This window comes from Arthrobacter nitrophenolicus, assembly GCF_045833485.1.
Taxonomy (GTDB): domain Bacteria; phylum Actinomycetota; class Actinomycetes; order Actinomycetales; family Micrococcaceae; genus Arthrobacter; species Arthrobacter nitrophenolicus.
Map to the genome: position 1 here is coordinate 3,134,392 of NZ_CP174504.1, position 17,198 is coordinate 3,151,589.

6 protein-coding genes and 1 pseudogene are annotated in these 17,198 nt (G+C 66.2%); all 7 read left to right on the forward strand.

Annotated elements, in window-relative coordinates:
- Positions 1–5 precede the first annotated feature (5 nt).
- On the forward strand, positions 6–893 hold the full coding sequence (locus ACJJV6_RS14530; protein ID WP_407709289.1) for an SDR family oxidoreductase: 888 nt from the start codon (positions 6–8) through the stop codon (positions 891–893).
- An 89-nt stretch (positions 894–982) separates the two neighbouring features.
- Entirely contained in the window at positions 983–1,891 is a 909-nt protein-coding gene (locus ACJJV6_RS14535; protein WP_009356294.1) for a biotin--[acetyl-CoA-carboxylase] ligase, read from the forward strand.
- Positions 1,884–2,484, forward strand: a pseudogene (locus ACJJV6_RS14540) (PH domain-containing protein). The gene ACJJV6_RS14535 and the pseudogene ACJJV6_RS14540 overlap by 8 nt, the downstream one beginning before the upstream one ends.
- On the forward strand, positions 2,474–3,598 hold the full coding sequence (locus ACJJV6_RS14545; RefSeq protein ID WP_133350094.1) for an adenylate/guanylate cyclase domain-containing protein: 1,125 nt from the start codon (positions 2,474–2,476) through the stop codon (positions 3,596–3,598). The pseudogene ACJJV6_RS14540 and the gene ACJJV6_RS14545 overlap by 11 nt, the downstream one beginning before the upstream one ends.
- Positions 3,599–3,715: 117 nt before the next feature.
- Positions 3,716–9,883 carry an Ig-like domain-containing protein gene (locus ACJJV6_RS14550; protein WP_407709290.1) on the forward strand — a complete coding sequence of 2,056 codons (6,168 nt, stop codon included), beginning with the start codon at positions 3,716–3,718 and terminating at the stop codon, positions 9,881–9,883.
- A 154-nt stretch (positions 9,884–10,037) separates the two neighbouring features.
- The gene (locus tag ACJJV6_RS14555; protein WP_407709291.1) at positions 10,038–16,148 is read left to right on the forward strand and encodes an Ig-like domain-containing protein; all 6,111 of its coding nucleotides are present in this window, start codon (positions 10,038–10,040) and stop codon (positions 16,146–16,148) included.
- 78 nt (positions 16,149–16,226) lie between these two features.
- Positions 16,227–17,198 (forward strand): MoxR family ATPase, encoded by a 972-nt coding sequence (locus ACJJV6_RS14560; RefSeq protein ID WP_009356297.1) that lies wholly within the window; start codon positions 16,227–16,229, stop codon positions 17,196–17,198.

Here is a 17,198-nt window from a genome sequence, read left to right on the forward strand (position 1 = left end):
GGCAGATGACTTCGAGCAATGACGCTGCGCATGCCATCCCAAGCCCCTATCGCGCTTCGGGTTCGCTTCAGGGACAGACGGTCCTCATCTCCGGCGGAAGCCGCGGCATTGGCCTCGCCATCGCCGTCCGCGCCGCCCGGGACGGCGCCAATATCGTCCTGATGGCGAAGACCGGGGAACCGCACCCAAAGCTCGCCGGCACGGTCCACACGGCTGCCCGGGAGCTGGAGGCGGCAGGCGGCCAGGCCCTGCCCCTGGTGGGGGACGTGCGCCGCGACGAGGATGTTGCCCGTGCGGTTGCGGCCGCCGTCGAAAGGTTTGGCGGCATCGACGTCGTCATTAACAACGCCTCCGCCATCGACCTTTCGCGGACTGATGACGTGGACATGAAAAAGTACGACCTCATGCAGGACATCAACGTCCGCGGCACGTTCCTGCTCTCCAAGCTGGCGCTGCCGGCGCTGCGTGCGTCTGGGCAGGGCCAGATCCTCACCCTTTCGCCGCCCCTGAACCTCAACCCCTTCTGGGCAGGTAAACACCTGGCCTACACCATGGCCAAGTACGGCATGAGCCTTACCACCCTGGGGCTTGCCGAAGAGCTGAAGGGCGACGGGATCCGGGTGAATTCGCTCTGGCCCTGCACACTCATAGACACAGCCGCCATCCGGAACATGCCCCACGGCGAAGTGATGGTCCAGGCAGCCCGGGGACCGGCCATCATGGCGGACGCCGCCCACGCCATCCTCACCGGCGGCAGCCTGGGCGCAGGTGGCTCGCCGAGCGGCAATTTCTACACGGATGAGGAGGTCCTGGCGGCCGCGGGGGTCAGCGATTTCAGCCCCTACAGCCTCGGCGCGCCCGAGGACCAGCTGGTTCCGGATATCTTCCTCTAGCCGCCGGGCTGGTCCAGCGGACGTGGCGCGCGCCGCGGACGTTTGCGCCGCGCTGCTCCCGGGCGCGTTTGGCTCGCTAGGATTTAGGCATGGATGACGCGCATAACCCGGGCACCCCCCTCAACCGCTGGGACCTGGATGACCAGCGCTTCCTGTCCGCCACCGGGATTCCCCGGATGGAGGTGGTTGACTCCACGGGTTCCACCAACGCGGACCTCCTCCGGGCAGTCACCGTGGAACCCCAGGCCTGGCCGGACATGTCGGTCCTGACCGCGGAATACCAGACAGCGGCCAGGGGACGCCTGGACAGGCATTGGGAGGCGCCGCCGCTGAGTTCCATCTCCGTGTCGGTGGTCCTGCGGCCCGTCAATGCCGACGGCAGGCCGCTTCCCACGCACAGCTATTCCTGGCTCTCGCTCATCGCCGCGCTTGCCCTGCGGGAGACCCTGCTGGAAACCGCCGGCCTTCCCGCCGAACTCAAGTGGCCCAACGACGTCCTGGTCCGGGGCCGCAAGATCGCGGGCATCCTGGCCCAGCTTGGTCCCATGGGGGACGGGTCGGTGCCGCCGGTCATCCTCGGTACGGGCCTGAACGTCACACTGCGCGAGGGCGAGCTGCCGGTTCCCACTGCCACCTCCGTTGCCCTGGAAGGTGCCCGCACCACGGACCGGACCCTGCTCCTGAAAAGCTACCTGTCGCATTTCGCTGTGCTGTACCGCAGTTTCTGCAATGCCGACGGCGATCCGGCGGCGGGAATGGCCGGCGGGCCGTCCCTGCACAAGCGCGTGGAAGCCGTGATGGCCACCCTGGGCAAGCAGGTCAGGGCGCAGCTGCCCGGAGACCACGAAATCATCGGGCATGCCTCGCGGCTGGACGACTACGGCTCGCTGCTGGTGGTGGACAAGGACTCCCGGGAGCACGTGGTGACCGCCGGGGACGTGGTGCACCTGCGCCCCTGGACGTCCCCTGGCGACGCCGGCCAAGGCGGCTATGCGTAAAGACCTCGCACCGGGCGAGCAGGTGATTGTCACCACACGCCCGCAGCCGAGGAAGCTGGCAGGAGCCGCGCTCGCCTTCGTTGTGTCACCCGCGCTTGCCGCGTTTGCTTCCGCCTGGATTATCCGGGGCGAGGCCCGCCGTTATGTGCCGTTCCTCACTCCCCAGTGGACTCCCTGGCTGGTGGCTGCCTGCGCCGGTGCCGTGGCCTGGGTGTGGCTGGGCTATTGCCTGCCCCGCCTGCTGCGCTGGCACGGCACGCGCTACACCCTGACCAGCCGCAGGATGGTGGCAAGGTACGGCCGGCTCAAGCGGCGTGACCAGCAGGTGGACCTGGCCTGGATCCGCAACCTGACCGTCCACGAAACGGTGCTGCAACGCCTCCTTCGCTCGGGGAATATATCCTTGGAAACCGGGTACCAGGGCGTGGTCACATTTCAGGACGTGCCGGAGGTTGCCCGGTTCAGGGAATTCATCCTCGATGCCATCGGGGAATTGCCGGACGAAGGTGATGCCCAGCCGGGCGGCGCAACGCACTACCCCGCCGAAGCTTTGCCGTGGGACATGAGATGAAGGTGGACGGGATGACCGATGAGGACCAGCAGGAACGCGTCGAACCCATAACGCTGCCGCCCGCCACGGACCCGAACCCGGCCACCGGCACCATGTCCGCGGAGCGACTCGCCATGAAGGCGCTCGAAGCCCGGCTGCTGGGCGGGGAACGCAAGCTCCGCCGCCGTGAAGTGGCCGCCGGCGCCGGGCTGTCCCTGCTGTCCGCACGCAAGCTTTGGCGCGCCCTCGGCTTTCCGAACTTCGGCGACGAGGACGTCGCCTTCACCGAACGTGACCAGGCGGCCCTGTCCACCGTCGTGGACCTGGTCCGCGCCGGCAAGCTCACCGAGGAAGCCGCCATTTCCGTCACCCGGGCCATCGGCCAGATGACGGACCGGATGGTGGTGTGGCAGATCGAGGCGCTCGTGGAGGACATGGTCCACGAACAGGGCGTCACCGACGCAGTGGCCCGTAAACGGCTGGTCAACGAACTTCCCGCCCTGGTGGACGCCCTTGAGGAAGTGCTGGTCTACTCCTGGCGGCGCCAGCTCAACGCCGGCGTCCAGCGGCTCGCCGTGCGCGCCGAGGCCGGCCTGCAGGCCAGCGAAGAGGGCCGGGAGGGTGACGAGGATGACGCGCCGCTGCCGCTGGCCCGTGCCGTTGGCTTCGCCGACCTCGTTTCCTACACCAGCCTGTCCCGCCGGATGAACGAGAAGACCCTGGCGCGCCTGGTCCAGCGGTTTGAGAACAAGTGCGCCGAGATCATCTCCGTCGGCGGCGGCCGGCTGGTGAAGACGGTGGGGGACGAAGTCCTGTACATCGCCGAAACACCTGCCGCCGGCGCAGAAATCTCGCTGGCCCTCGCCCAGGCGTTCACGGAGGATGAGATCCTTCCCGAGGCCCGGGTGGCCATGGTCTGGGGCCGGATCCTGTCCCGGCTCGGCGACATCTACGGGCCCACCGTCAACCTTGCCGCACGCCTGACAACCCTCGCAGATCCCGGCACCGTGCTCGTGGACTCCATGACCGCTTCCGCCCTTGAGCACGACGAGCGTTTCGTGCTGGTTCCCCAGCCGCCGGAGAACGTCCGCGGCTTTGGCGAGATCAGGCCCGTGCGGCTGACCCGCGGGCTGGGCAAGGGGCTGGTGCTCGACTAACTGCCGGTTCACCGGGAGTTTATCCATTTGTTGGCCTTACGGGCTATATTAGTTGTGCCCTGCTGCCGCATGGCCGGAAGCCCGGCAGGCGCCGGACTATACTGGGGGAAGTTTTCCATGAATTTTCGCGGACATGCCCGCGCCAAAACTGCATCCTCCGCCGTACCGTTCAGCAGGCATCTCGTCCGTTCCCGCCTCTTTACCGGCACCATCTTCAGCATTGCCCTCACCCTCCTGGTTGTAGGGGCTGTTATCTATCCGGGGTTCAAGACCACCGAGGTGGAGTTGAACGACGGCGGCGTCTGGGTGGTGTCGAAGTCCAAGAACGCGGTGGGGCGGTTGAATTATCCGTCGCGGGTCTTGGACGGTGCGGTGACGCCGGCGTCGACGACGTTCGACATTCTCCAGGATGCCGGGGATGTGTTTGTTGATGATGAGACGGGTTCGACGCTTAACCAGGTCTCGCCGGCGAACATGCGCCTGGGCGGGGACAAACAGTTGCCGGGGGCCGCGGATGTGAGTTTTGGTTCCGAGGTCATTTCCGTGACGGATGCGGCGTCGGGCAAGGTGTGGGCGGTATCGCCGTCCACGATCAACGGATTTGATGAGGAAGCGTCCGAGCCTGTGCTGGTGGGTTCGGAGGGCACGGTGTCCGCGGTGGGTGCCGATGACCGGATCTATTCTGCGGACCCGGAGGCCGGCACGGTGACGGTCACCGGAGTGGACGCGAACGGGGCTGTCACGTCGTCCGAGTCCGAGACCTGGGATGCCCTGAAGGGCGCGGGGGACCTGCAGATCACGGTGGTGGGGGACCGGCCGGTGCTGTTGGATGCGGCGGCGGGGAGCCTGTTCCTGCCGGGCGGTAAGCGGCTGCAGCTGGACAACGCACGGGATGCGAAGCTGCAGCAGACGGGCCCGGGCAGTGATTTTGTTGCCGTTGCCACCCAGAAGGCCTTGTTGAAGCAGCCGCTGGACGGCGGCACCGCGAAGACGGTGACGTTCGACGGCGAGGGCGTGCCGGCTGCCCCCGTCCAGTTGGGCGGGTGCTTGCATGCGGCGTGGTCGGGCGCGAACAAGTATGTCCGTGACTGCCTCAACGACGGTGATGACAAGAACGTGGACGTGCCCAAGGCCAGTGCGTCGCCGTCGTACGTGTTCCGGGTGAACCGGGACCTGGTGGTCCTCAACGACGTGAACTCCGGCAACGTGTGGCTGGTCAACCAGAACATGCAGCTGGTCAACAACTGGGACGACGTCATCCCGCCCAAGGAAACGTCCGACGACGCTGATAAGGACTCCGCCGACGAGCTCCAGCAAACGGTGTTGCCGGACCGCACCAAACCCAACACGCCGCCGGTGGCAAACCCGGATACATTCGGTGTCCGCGCCGGAAGGACGGTCATCCTGCCCGTTCTGGACAACGACAGCGATGCCGACGGCGACATCCTGACGGTCCGGGCGGAGCCCATCAAGTCGGGGGCGCTGGCTCCCATCTACGGTGCGACCGGCTTCCAGGTGACAGTGCCCGCGGACAGGACGGGTTCTGAGACCTTCCAGTACACGGTGGACGACGGCCGCGGCCTCTCAGCGTCGTCCGGCGTCACTCTCAACATCATTCCGCCGGGGGAAAACTCTGCCCCGCGGCAGAAGCCGAACCGCAACACCACTCTGGTACTGCAATCCGGCAAGACGATTTCCCAGAACATCCTTCCCGACTGGACCGATCCCGACGGCGACGACCTCTACGTAGTGGGCGCCACCGGCAGTGACCCCCGCGACCAGGTCAAAGTGCGCCTGGACGGGCTCCTCAGCTTTCAGGACTTCGGCTCTGAACCGGGACGCAAGACTGTCACGGTTACGGTCTCTGACGGCCAGTCCACCACCGAAGGCCGGGTGACTGTTGATATCCGTCCGCCCGGAGCGCTGCCCCCGGTTGCCAACGCCGACCACATCGTGGCCGTCGCGGGCGTAGATACCGTCATCGCACCGCTGAAGAACGACCTGGATCCCCAGGGTGGCGGGCTCCGGCTGGCCCAGGTGACACCGGATGGGAACTCCACAGCAACCATGGGCGCGGACCAGCAAACCTTCACGTTCAGTTCCGCCAGCCCGGGTACGCACTACTTGTCCTATCTCGTGACGAACGGTCCTGCCAGCGCACAGCAGCTCGTCCGCGTGGACGTTGTCCCCGGCAACGGCGACGGTGCGCCCGTGGCAGTCCGGGACACGGCCCTGCTGCCCAGCGGCGGCAGCGTGCTGGTGGACGTCCTCGGCAATGATTCGGACCCCTCGGGAGGCGTTCTGGTGGTCCAGTCCGTCACCACAGCAGACGGGGAGCCCGTCATTGTTTCAGTGCTGGACCATTCGGTGGTCCGGATCAACGACGTCCGGGCCCAAGGCCAGCTCAACATCAAGTACATGACTTCGAACGGCAAAGCGTCGGCCAGCGGCGACATTGCCGTCCTGGTGGTGCCCGCACCGGCCAAGCTCCAGGCACCACAGGCCAAACCGGACGAGGTGTCCGTGCGGACGGGTGACGTGGTCACTATTCCAGTCCTCGAAAATGATACGGACCCCAACGGAGGCGGGCTCACCCTTGAACCGGAACTGGCGCAAGGGCCCGATGAAGCCGACGGCAGGCTCTTCCGTTCGGGCAACACCCTCCGTTTCATGGCGGGCGGGACACCCAAGACGGTCTACGCGATTTACAAGGTCACCAACGAATCCGGGCAGTCAGACTCCCAACAAGTGACCATCCGAATACGCGCCCGGGACGACGAACGGAACACTCGGCCCGAGCCAAGAAACCTCACGGCCCGGGTAATCGCCGGCATGGCAGTCCGCGTTCCCGTTCCTCTGGACGGCATCGATTCCGATGGTGACTCTGTGCAGCTGATTGGTGTGGACAAGGCCCCCGGCATGGGCACCGCATTGGTAAGGGACGGATACCTGGAGTTCACAGCCACCGGCACCGCCGCCGGCACCGACACTTTCACGTACCGGGTCCGGGACCGTATCGGCGCTGAAAACACTGGCACCGTGATCGTGGGAATTGCCCCGGCGGCGGCAAACAACCAGAAACCGATCGCGGTGGATGATGCTGTGGATGTCCGTCCCGGACGCACCGTAGCCGTGGAGGTCCTTGGCAACGACGCTGACCCTGACGGAGACCAGATCGGCCTGGTGGCCGACGCCTTCGAGGCCCGGCCTGAGCTACGCGTTGGGACGGCCGACGGCGGCAAAGTGCTGCTCACGGCTCCCGGGGCCGCCGCCAATGAAAGCGTCGGCTATACGATTCAGGACGACAAGAAGGCCCAAGGCAGTGCGGTCATCCGCGTCCGGGTGAGTCCGGACGCCCCGCTCCAGGCTCCGGTGGCCAAAGACGACGTCGTGACCCCGGCAGAGACGCTCGGCAAGTCTGCTGTGGACGTTCCTGCCCTTAAGAATGACTCCGATCCGGATGGGGTTGCTGCCGACCTCGAAATCAGCCTGCCGGACCGCAACTCCAACGCCCGGGTGGGAGCAGACGGCAATGTGGTGGTCACCCTCGCGCCGGCAGAACAGCTGATTCCCTACACCGTCACCGACGTCGACGGGCAGAGCGCCACGGCCGTCATCTGGGTGCCCGGGCAGGGCGAGCAGCATCCGAGCCTGGCCCGGAGCGACGTTCTTGAGGTCATGGCCGGCAAGGAAGAAACCATACAGCTGCGCGACTTCGTCCGTGTGCGGGACGGCCGTACTCCGCAGATAACCCAGGCCGACAAGGTCAGGGTGCAGGGCGCTGAGCCCGGAAACGTCATTGGAGGCAACGGGGACGAGCTTCGCTATGCGGCCCTGCCAGACTACGTGGGTCCGGGCTCCGTGACCTTCGAAGTCACGGACGGCTCAGGCCCGGAGGATCCCCAGGGCCTGAAGTCCACTCTGACAATCATCACCAAAGTGATACCTGACCCGAACGCCAACCATGTGCCCACTTTCAGTGGCTCCGACCTGCAGGTACCAGTGGCGGAAACTGCCATCCTGGAGCTGGGCAACCTCGCCAAGGACGTGGACCCTGGAGACCAGGATAAGCTCAGGTTCGATATTGACGGGGCGCTGCCGGACGGGTTTTCGGCTGCAGTCGAGGGACAGGCCCTAAAGGTCAGGGCAGAACCGGGCACAGCATCCGGGCGCCAGGGCACCATCCCTTTGAAGGTCACCGATGGCCGTTCCGGACCGGTCAGGGCAGCCATCACTGCCACCGTCGTCGCTTCAATCAGGCCTCTTCCCACCGCCAACGAGGACGTGATCGAGAAGGGCAACGCTGGCCGGACCGAAACCGTCAACGTCCTGGCAAACGACTTCAATCCCTTCAGCGACGCCCCGCTCAAAATCGTCTCGGTTGCGGTGGAAACGGGCTCAGCGGCCGGGCAGCCGGCCATCAACGGTGACGCGATCACCTTTACGCCCGCGGACGGCTTCAAGGGGGTGATGGTCCTTCGCTACACCATCGCTGACAAGACGGACGATCCGTCCAGACAGGTAAACGGGAGGGTCAGGGTTACAGTACGTGACAAACCTGACGCGCCTTCAGCCCCCACAGCTACCGATGTCCGTAGCCGGACCGCCGTGCTCAAATGGGCGCCACCGTCGGACAACGGTTCACAAATCACCAAATACACGGTGCGCTCCAGCGGATTCAGCCAGGAATGCCCCACCACCACCTGCACCTTGACGGGCCTGACGAACGACCTCAAATATGTCTTCACCGTCACGGCGACTAATGAAGTGGGCGAATCCGAATCGTCACCAGCCTCCAATGAGATCCGGCCGGACGAAAAGCCGTCAGCGCCGGATGCGCCCACCGTCAAGGCAGGCGACAAGAACATGGAGGTCAGCTGGGCGCCGGCAAGGACCGAGGGCTCAGCGGTGAAGAGCTACAACCTGGAGATCTCACCGCCTCCCTCCAGCGGCATCGCGGTAAAAAACGATGTAGCCGGCCTGAGCTACACCTGGCCGGGCTTGACCAACGGTGTCCGGTATAAAGTCCGCGTCCAGGCAGTCAACGAACTTGGACCCTCCGACTGGGGCCTCTACTCCAGTGAGGACAACCCCGCCGGTGTTCCCGCGGCTCCGGCCGCTCCCACGTCGGCGGTGGCGTCCGCCGTGGGGACCACCAACCAGTTGCGGGTGGATTGGTCCGAGCCGGGCACTAACGGTGACGCCATCAGGAACTACTACGTGACAATGAGCGGAGGAGGCGTGGCGCCGCAAACCCAAGTTGTCGCCGGTACCGTGCGTACTGCCAACTTCACCGCCAACAACTCCGAATCCGGGTACACCTTCACGGTACAGGCCGAAAACAAAGCCGGGAAAGGGCCAACCAGCCAGCCATCGGCACCACGGCGTGCCACCGGCAAGCTGAGCCAGGTCTCCGGCGTCAGTGCGACTCCTGCCGACACGGGGGGAGCGGGCCGCCAGGTGACCATCAACTTCCGTGAGCTGTCGGCAGCCGAACGGAACGGTTCGGCCCGCGGCGAGGTCAGCTACAGCTACAACTCAAGCACCGGACAGCGTGGCCCGATCAGGCCCGGCCAGAGCGTTGGAGGTTTCGCCAACGGGACGGCCACCACCATCACGGTCATTGCCCACTCCACGGTGGCCCCGAGCTCCGATGCCAGCGCCGGGTCAACAGCCACACCTTACGGTTCTCCGGGTACGCCGTCTGCTTCCGGCCAGGACGGCGCCATGAACCAGAAGTCGCTGACCTTGAGTTGGGCCTCTCCTTCCACCGCGACGAACGATGTTGCCTCCACGCTGATCAGCATCGACGGCGGCGGGTGGGAACGGGTCGCGGCGTCCGGCAGCAGGGTCATCAATACGGGCGCCTTCAACGAGTCCCACCGGATCGACGTTAAGACGGTTAACTCGCTTGGCACCGAGAGCGGTGTTGTGTCGGCGTCCGCAAAGTCGGGTGCGCAGGGGGAATGGATCACAACCGTCGTCAAGGGCACCGACCTGGTCCGGACATGCACGTTCGAGTATGGCAAGGCCAGTTACCGGCCCGCGCCGTACTTCGACTGCCAAGGCATCAATAACGGGGATACACCGCCGTGGTTTTACGTCAACACCGGCGAGCGGATCGTTGTCCGCTGCTACGTGATGATGAATGACCAATGGACCAACACCCCGGACCAGCCGTTCTACCGGATCGAACCGGGATCCAACCGCAACGTCGGCTTCTACATGGTGGCCGGGCACTCACAGCTGGGCCAGCCCTACTCCCACGGAATTCCGCTGTGCTGAGGAGTGGATGGCACGTCCCGGCCGTAGGGGAGGCCTACCCATCGCGGCTAGCTAACGCGTTGGGTAGGCTTTCCCGGGGAAGAGAGAGTCCGATACCGGGTTCTTCCATGTGCCGGCCTGGGGGCCACCGCATCAATTCGAGGGAATTTACGCTGTGACAAGTCTGCTGGGGAAACTTGGGCTCAAACGGCGCCACAAGAAGATCGTCAACGGTACCGCTTTTGGTGCCGCCGTGGCCGTCGTGGTGACCGGTGCCGTGCTCTATCCGGGGTTCAAGACCACCGAGGTGGAGTTGAACGACGGCGGCGTCTGGGTGGTGTCGAAGTCCAAGAACGCGGTGGGGCGGTTGAATTATCCGTCGCGGGTCTTGGACGGTGCGGTGACGCCGGCGTCGACGACGTTCGACATTCTCCAGGATGCCGGGGATGTGTTTGTTGATGATGAGACGGGTTCGACGCTTAACCAGGTCTCGCCGGCGAACATGCGCCTGGGCGGGGACAAGCAGTTGCCGGGGGCTGCGGATGTGAGTTTTGGTTCCGAGGTCATTTCCGTGACGGATGCGGCGTCGGGCAAGGTGTGGGCGGTATCGCCGTCCACGATCAACGGATTTGATGAGGAAGCGTCCGAGCCTGTGCTGGTGGGTTCGGAGGGCACGGTGTCCGCGGTGGGTGCCGATGACCGGATCTATTCTGCGGACCCGGAGGCCGGCACGGTGACGGTCACCGGAGTGGACGCGAACGGGGCTGTCACGTCGTCCGAGTCCGAGACCTGGGATGCCCTGAAGGGCGCGGGGGACCTGCAGATCACGGTGGTGGGGGACCGGCCGGTGCTGTTGGATGCGGCGGCGGGGAGCCTGTTCCTGCCGGGCGGTAAGCGGCTGCAGCTGGACAACGCACGGGATGCGAAGCTGCAGCAGACGGGCCCGGGCAGTGATTTTGTTGCCGTTGCCACCCAGAAGGCCTTGTTGAAGCAGCCGCTGGACGGCGGCACCGCGAAGACGGTGACGTTCGACGGCGAGGGCGTGCCGGCTGCCCCCGTCCAGTTGGGCGGGTGCTTGCATGCGGCGTGGTCGGGCGCGAACAAGTACGTGCGCGACTGCCTCAACGACGGTGATGACAAGAACGTGGACGTGCCCAAGGCCAGTGCGTCGCCGTCGTACGTGTTCCGGGTGAACCGGGACCTGGTGGTCCTCAACGACGTGAACTCCGGCAACGTGTGGCTGGTCAACCAGAACATGCAGCTGGTCAACAACTGGGACGACGTCGTCCCGCCCAAGAACGAGTCCGACGAACAGGACCAGGAGTCCGCGGACAACAACACCATCAACGTCCTGCCGGACCGCACCAAGCCGAACCGTCCGCCGGAAACCAAGCCCGACGCCGTCGGCGTGCGTCCCGGACGCACCACCATCCTCAGCGTCCTGGACAACGATTCGGACCCCGACGGCGACGTGCTTACCGCGGCCCTGTCCGACTCCGGCCCGCAGGCGGGCACCCTCGAAAACATCTACGGCGGCACCGCATTCCAGATCTCGGTGCCTGCTGACGCCAGGCCCGGCACTGAGACGTTCAACTACAACGCCTCCGATGGGCGCGGCCTCTCTGCCGGCGGCCAGGTCACCCTCAACGTGGTGGGCGCAGACGAGAACAAGCCGCCGCAGTTCAAGCGCGGCGACGACACCACCATGCTGGTTGAACAGGGCAAGACCGTCAGCCAGAACATCCTCACGGACTGGATCGACCCGGACGGCGACGACCTGGTCCTCCTGGACGCCAGGGCAGACAACGACCAGGACCAGGTCAAAGTCCGCCGCGACGGCCTCCTGACGTTCCAGGACTCGGGCGCCACAGCCGGCAAGAAGACGGTGGAGGTCACCATCTGGGACGGCCGGGCAACGGTGACCGGCAAGGTCATCATCAACGTCCAGCCGCCGGGCGCGCTGGCCCCCGTGGTCAACGCAGACCACGTCACGGCAGTCGTCGGCCAGGACCTGGTGGTTTCCCCGTTGAAGAACGACGTCGACCCCAACGGCGGTGCCCTCCGGCTCGCCCAGGTCGAGGCAAACGGTCCCGCGGATCTGGGACCCGTCACCGATGGCGGCACCCTCACCTTCCGCAGCACCACGCCGGGGCCCGTCTACCTGACCTACATCGCCAGCAACGGGCCGCAAAGCAGCCAGGGGCTGATCCGCGTGGACGTGGAATCCGGGGACGAGGCAGGCAACCCGGTGGCAGTCCACGACGTGGCCCTGATGCCCACGGGCGGCAGCGTCCTGCTGGACCCGCTCGCCAACGACTCCGACCCCTCCGGCGGCGTCCTGGTGCTGCAGTCCGTCAAGCTGCCGGAAAACTCCACAGCATCGGTCAGCGTGATCAACCACAGCGTCCTGCGGATCACGGACATCCTCGGCACCAAGGACCCCATCCTCTTCGAATACACCATGTCCAACGGCAGGAAGTCCGCCACGGGCAGCGTGTCCGTGGTCCCCGTCCCGGCCCCGGCCGTCGTGGAGGCTCCGCAGCCCAAACCGGACGAGGTCAATGTCCGCGTCAACGATGTGGTGACCATCCCGGTGCTGGACAACGACACCCACCCGCAAGGCCAGGAACTCACCGTTGACCCGGTCCTGCCGCAGGGCGTCGATCCCGTGGACGGCAAGAGCTTCGTCTCCGAAAATACCCTGCGCTTCATTGCCGGCAGCCAGCCCAAGACGGTGCGCGCCATCTACAACGCCGTGGACCCGCAGGGCCAGAAAAGCGCTGCCGCGGTGACCATCCACATCCTTCCGCTGGAAGGCGCCGAGAACACCCGGCCCCAGCCGCGCAACCTCACCGCCCGCGTGGTGGCATCCGGTACCGTGCGCATCCCCGTCCCCCTGGACGGCATCGATCCCGACGGCGATTCCGTCCAGCTCACGGGCATCGACAGCACGCCGGCCATGGGCACCGCCACGGTGGGCAGCAACTTCATTGATTTCACGGCGGCCGGTGACGGCGCCGGAACCGACACCTTCCGCTACAAGGTGGTGGACCGCCAGGGAGCTGTCAACACCGGAACGGTCACGGTGGGCATCGCACCCCGCGGCGAGGTGAACCAGAAACCCACCCCCGTCGACGACGAGGTGCGCGTCCGCCCCGGCCGGCAGATCGCCGTCGACGCCACCGGCAACGACACCGACCCCGACGGCGACCTGATCCGGATCCTCACGGACGGCATGGAGGCGGACCCGGCCCTGCAGGCCAGCGTCAGCAAAGCGAGCGGCCGGATCCTGCTCATGGCCCCGGGCGAGGCCGGCACGGTCAACGTCCGCTACACCATCGCCGACGACAGGGACGCCTCCGCCCAGGCAACCATCCGCGTGGTGGTGGACCCCGAAGTGCCGCTCAAGGCCCCCATCGCCCGCGACGACAGGGTGACCTCCGCCCAGACCATGGGCAAGACCGCCGTCGACGTTCCCGTCCTGAAAAACGACGAAGACCCCGACGGCGTGGGCGAGAACCTGAAGATCAGCACCGAGGCAGCCACGGCGAGGCCGGGTGCCGACGGCAACATGATCGTGGACCTCACCGAGCAGCCGCAGCTCATCCCCTACACGGTCGAGGACGTGGACGGACAGCAGTCCACCGCGGTCATCTGGGTTCCCGGCCTCGGCCAGCAGGTGCCCACCCTGGCCAAGGACGAAGTCCTGGAGGTCATCGCCGGCCAGTCCGTGGACGTGGACCTGGACGAATGGGTGAAGGTCCGTGAGGGCCGCTCACCCCGCCTGACCCAGGCCGACAGGATCAAGCTGATCGGCTCCGACGGCAGCAACCCCATGACCGGCGACGGCGACGGACTGAAGTACACGGCCGGCACCGATTACGTGGGACCTGGTTCGCTGACCTTCGAAGTCACGGACGGCACCGGACCGGACGACCCGGCGGGCCTGAAGTCCACCCTCAGCATCCGCACCAAGGTGCTGCCTGACCCCAACCGCAACAACCCGCCGGAGCTCCTGGGCGCTTCCCTGGATGTTCCCAAGGGCGACTCAGCCAGCACCGACCTGGGCAAGCTGACCTCGGATCCTGACCAGGACGACGTCGAGAAGATGAAGTATGAGCTGGTGGGCGGAGCTCCCGCGGGCTTCAACGCCAGCATCGAGGGCCGGACATTGAAGGTGTCCGCAACCGATTCCAGCGGCACTGGCACCAGCGGCGCCCTGCAGGTCAAGGCAAGGGACCCCCGCGGACTGGAGGCAACTGCCACGTACCAGCTCGCGGTCACGGCCTCCAACCGGCCCAAGCCGGTGGCCAACGACGACCTGGAGCCGAACGCGGCGGCGGGCAAGCCGGTCACGGTCAATGTGCTGGCGAACGACGCCAACCCGTTCCCGGAAACGCCGCTGAAGATCATCGCCGCCGGCACCGAAACCGGCAGCGGCAACGTGGACGTCAACGGTGATTCCGTGGTGGTGACCCCCGCCCCGGGCTTCACCGGCACCATGGTGGTCTCCTACACGGTGGCGGACAAGACGGGGGATACGTCCCGGCAGGCTACTGCACGGGTCCGGCTCACGGTGAAGGACAAGCCCCAGGCCCCCGCAACGCCACAGGCACAAAGCGTGGGGGACCAGACCGCGCTCCTGACCTGGACGGCACCTGCAGACCGGGGCTCGGCAATCACGAAGTACACGGTGTACGGCGAGGGCGGCTTCCAGCAGGACTGCCCCGCCAACACCTGCACGCTCAACGGCCTGACCAACAACACGAAGTACCACTTCCAGGTCACGGCCACCAACGAGTTTGGCGAGTCGGACCGTTCACCGGCCTCCGCGGAGGTCCGCCCGGACGTCAAGCCGGATACTCCGCTCGCGCCGCAGCTGAAGTTCGGCGACAAGGAGCTGTCCATCAACTGGGCGGCGCCTGCCAGCAAGGGCTCGCCGGTCAAATCATATGACCTGGAGATTTCACCGCCGCCCGCCGGCCAGAACGCCCAGGTCCAGAACCTGACCGCCGTGAGCTACGTCTGGAAGGGCCTGCAGAACGGGGTTTCCTACAAAGTCCGGGTCCTGGCCCGCAACGACGCCAAGGAACCATCAGAATGGAGCCCCTATTCGGCAGCCGAGGTGCCGGCGGGGGTGCCGGCCACCCCCGCGGCACCCACCGCCGTGCAGGTCCAGCCGGTGGGCAGCCAAAGCCAGATGAGGGTTTCCTGGACGGCGCCCAACAACAACGGCGACGCAGTCTCCGCGTACACCCTGACCACGCTCCGCGGCGGTGCCGTGGTGGCCACCCAGCAGGTGGCGGACACCATGCAGAACGTCACGGTGGACAACTCGGAGACCAACTACACCTTCACGGTCTCCGCCACCAACAAGGCAGGCACCAGCGGAACCAGCGCGCCGTCGGCAGCTGTCCGGGCTGCGGGTAAACCCGGCCAGGTGAACGGCGGAACCGTGAAGGCCACGGGCACCAGCGGACAGCTGGAAGTAACGTTCACTCCCTTGACGGATGCCCAGCGCAACGGCTCCACCCCGGCTGAAATCACCTACTCCTACAACGCCGACGGCAGGAGCGGGCCAATCAATGCCGGGGGAGGAACCATCGGCGGCCTGACCAACGGCAGGGACATCACGGTCACCATCATCGCCACGTCCACCAAGAACAGCATGTCCGGCGACGCCAAGGCCATTGGCGCCGGCAACCCCTACGGACCGGCGAACGCCCCCAATATCGACGGACGCACGTCAGCCAAGGGCGACGGCGAGGTCCACTGGACCTGGAACGACCCCAATACCAACGGCCGGCCGCTGAGCCACTACGAGGTCAGCTACGAGGGAGGAGGCTGGATCAACGTGGGCAAGGTGAACCGCTACGACCGTTCCGCCGGCGGCTGGGACCAGGCCCGCCAGCTCCGCGTGCGCGCGGTGACCATTGTGAACGGTGCCATTGGCGGACCAGTGACATCCAGGTCCGGCGCCGACCCCACACCGCCGCCGCCAACCTCGTGGAACATCACGGCCACCCCGGTCCGCAGCTGCACCGAACCCCGCAAGGGAACGGACAGCTACGTGGCAGGCAACCCGTCCCAGTGCACCGGTGAGGGCAAATGGCTTGATGCCGGTGCCGCCTCCACGACCGACCGCTACCAGGTCTGGTACAAGACCTCGAACAACCCCAGCGGCATCTGGTACCACCTGACCTCCGGCATGGCGGCCGGCAATTGGATCCGCTGCGATACCTCCAGCCTCGGCTGCAACCCGCCTGCCGGGATGCCCAACCGCTAGTCCGGCGCCGCCACCACAGCAGCGGGGCCGGACCGGCCCCGCAAAAGACCTTGAATCCAGGAAGAGGAAGAGCCACCCATGACCATGACCACCGAGCAGGCCGCCTGGTTTGCCGACACGTTCGAAAAACTCGTTGCCAACGTGGGCCAGGCCGTCCTCGGCAAGGAGCACGTCATCAGGCTGACGTTCACGGCGATGCTCGCCGAGGGACACGTCCTGTTCGAGGATGCGCCCGGCACGGGCAAGACCTCCCTGGCGCGCGCCCTCGCCGCCACCGTGCAGGGCTCGAACAACCGCATCCAGTTCACCCCCGACCTGCTGCCCTCGGACGTCACCGGTGTGACCATCTACGACCAGAAGACGCAGAAATTCGAGTTCCACAAGGGCCCGATCTTCAACAACATCGTCCTCGCCGACGAAATCAACCGCGCCTCGCCCAAAACCCAGTCCGCGCTCTTGGAGGTCATGGAGGAATCCCGGGTCACCGTGGACGGCGTCACCTACTCAGCCGGGCGGCCGTTCATGGTGATGGCGACGCAGAACCCCATTGAGCAGGCGGGAACCTACCGCCTCCCCGAGGCCCAGCTGGACCGCTTCCTGATCAAAACCTCCATCGGCTACCCGGACCACGCGTCCACCGTGCGGCTGCTGGCCGGGTCCAACGTCAAGGACCGGTCCAAGGAACTGCCGGCAGTGATCACCACCCAGGCCGTCGCCGACATGGCCGACCTCGCCGCCACCGCGCATGTGGACACGGCCGTCCTGGAATACATCTCCCGGCTCTGCGAGGAAACCCGCAGCGCGCCCGAAACCCGGCTGGGCGTCTCGGTGCGCGGAGCGCTCGCCATGGTGCGTGCAGCCAAGGTCTGGGCCGCATCCCAGGGCAGGAACTTCGTCCTTCCGGACGACATCAAGGAACTGGCCCCGGTGGTGTGGACCCACCGCTTCGTCATGGACCCGGAGGCGGAGTTCTCCGGCGCCACGGCCGAGGCGGTCCTCACCCGGATCCTCGCAGACGTCGCCGCGCCGCAGCAGCGCACCAACGCCTGA

Bases quoted from the DNA above. Each gene is read 5' to 3' on its own strand.
- ACJJV6_RS14530 (WP_407709289.1), top strand. From the start codon at position 6: ATGACTTCGAGCAATGACGCTGCGCATGCCATCCCAAGCCCCTATCGC.
- ACJJV6_RS14535 (WP_009356294.1), top strand. From the start codon at position 983: ATGGATGACGCGCATAACCCGGGCACCCCCCTCAACCGCTGGGACCTG.
- ACJJV6_RS14545 (WP_133350094.1), top strand. From the start codon at position 2,474: ATGACCGATGAGGACCAGCAGGAACGCGTCGAACCCATAACGCTGCCG.
- ACJJV6_RS14550 (WP_407709290.1), top strand. From the start codon at position 3,716: ATGAATTTTCGCGGACATGCCCGCGCCAAAACTGCATCCTCCGCCGTA.
- ACJJV6_RS14560 (WP_009356297.1), top strand. From the start codon at position 16,227: ATGACCATGACCACCGAGCAGGCCGCCTGGTTTGCCGACACGTTCGAA.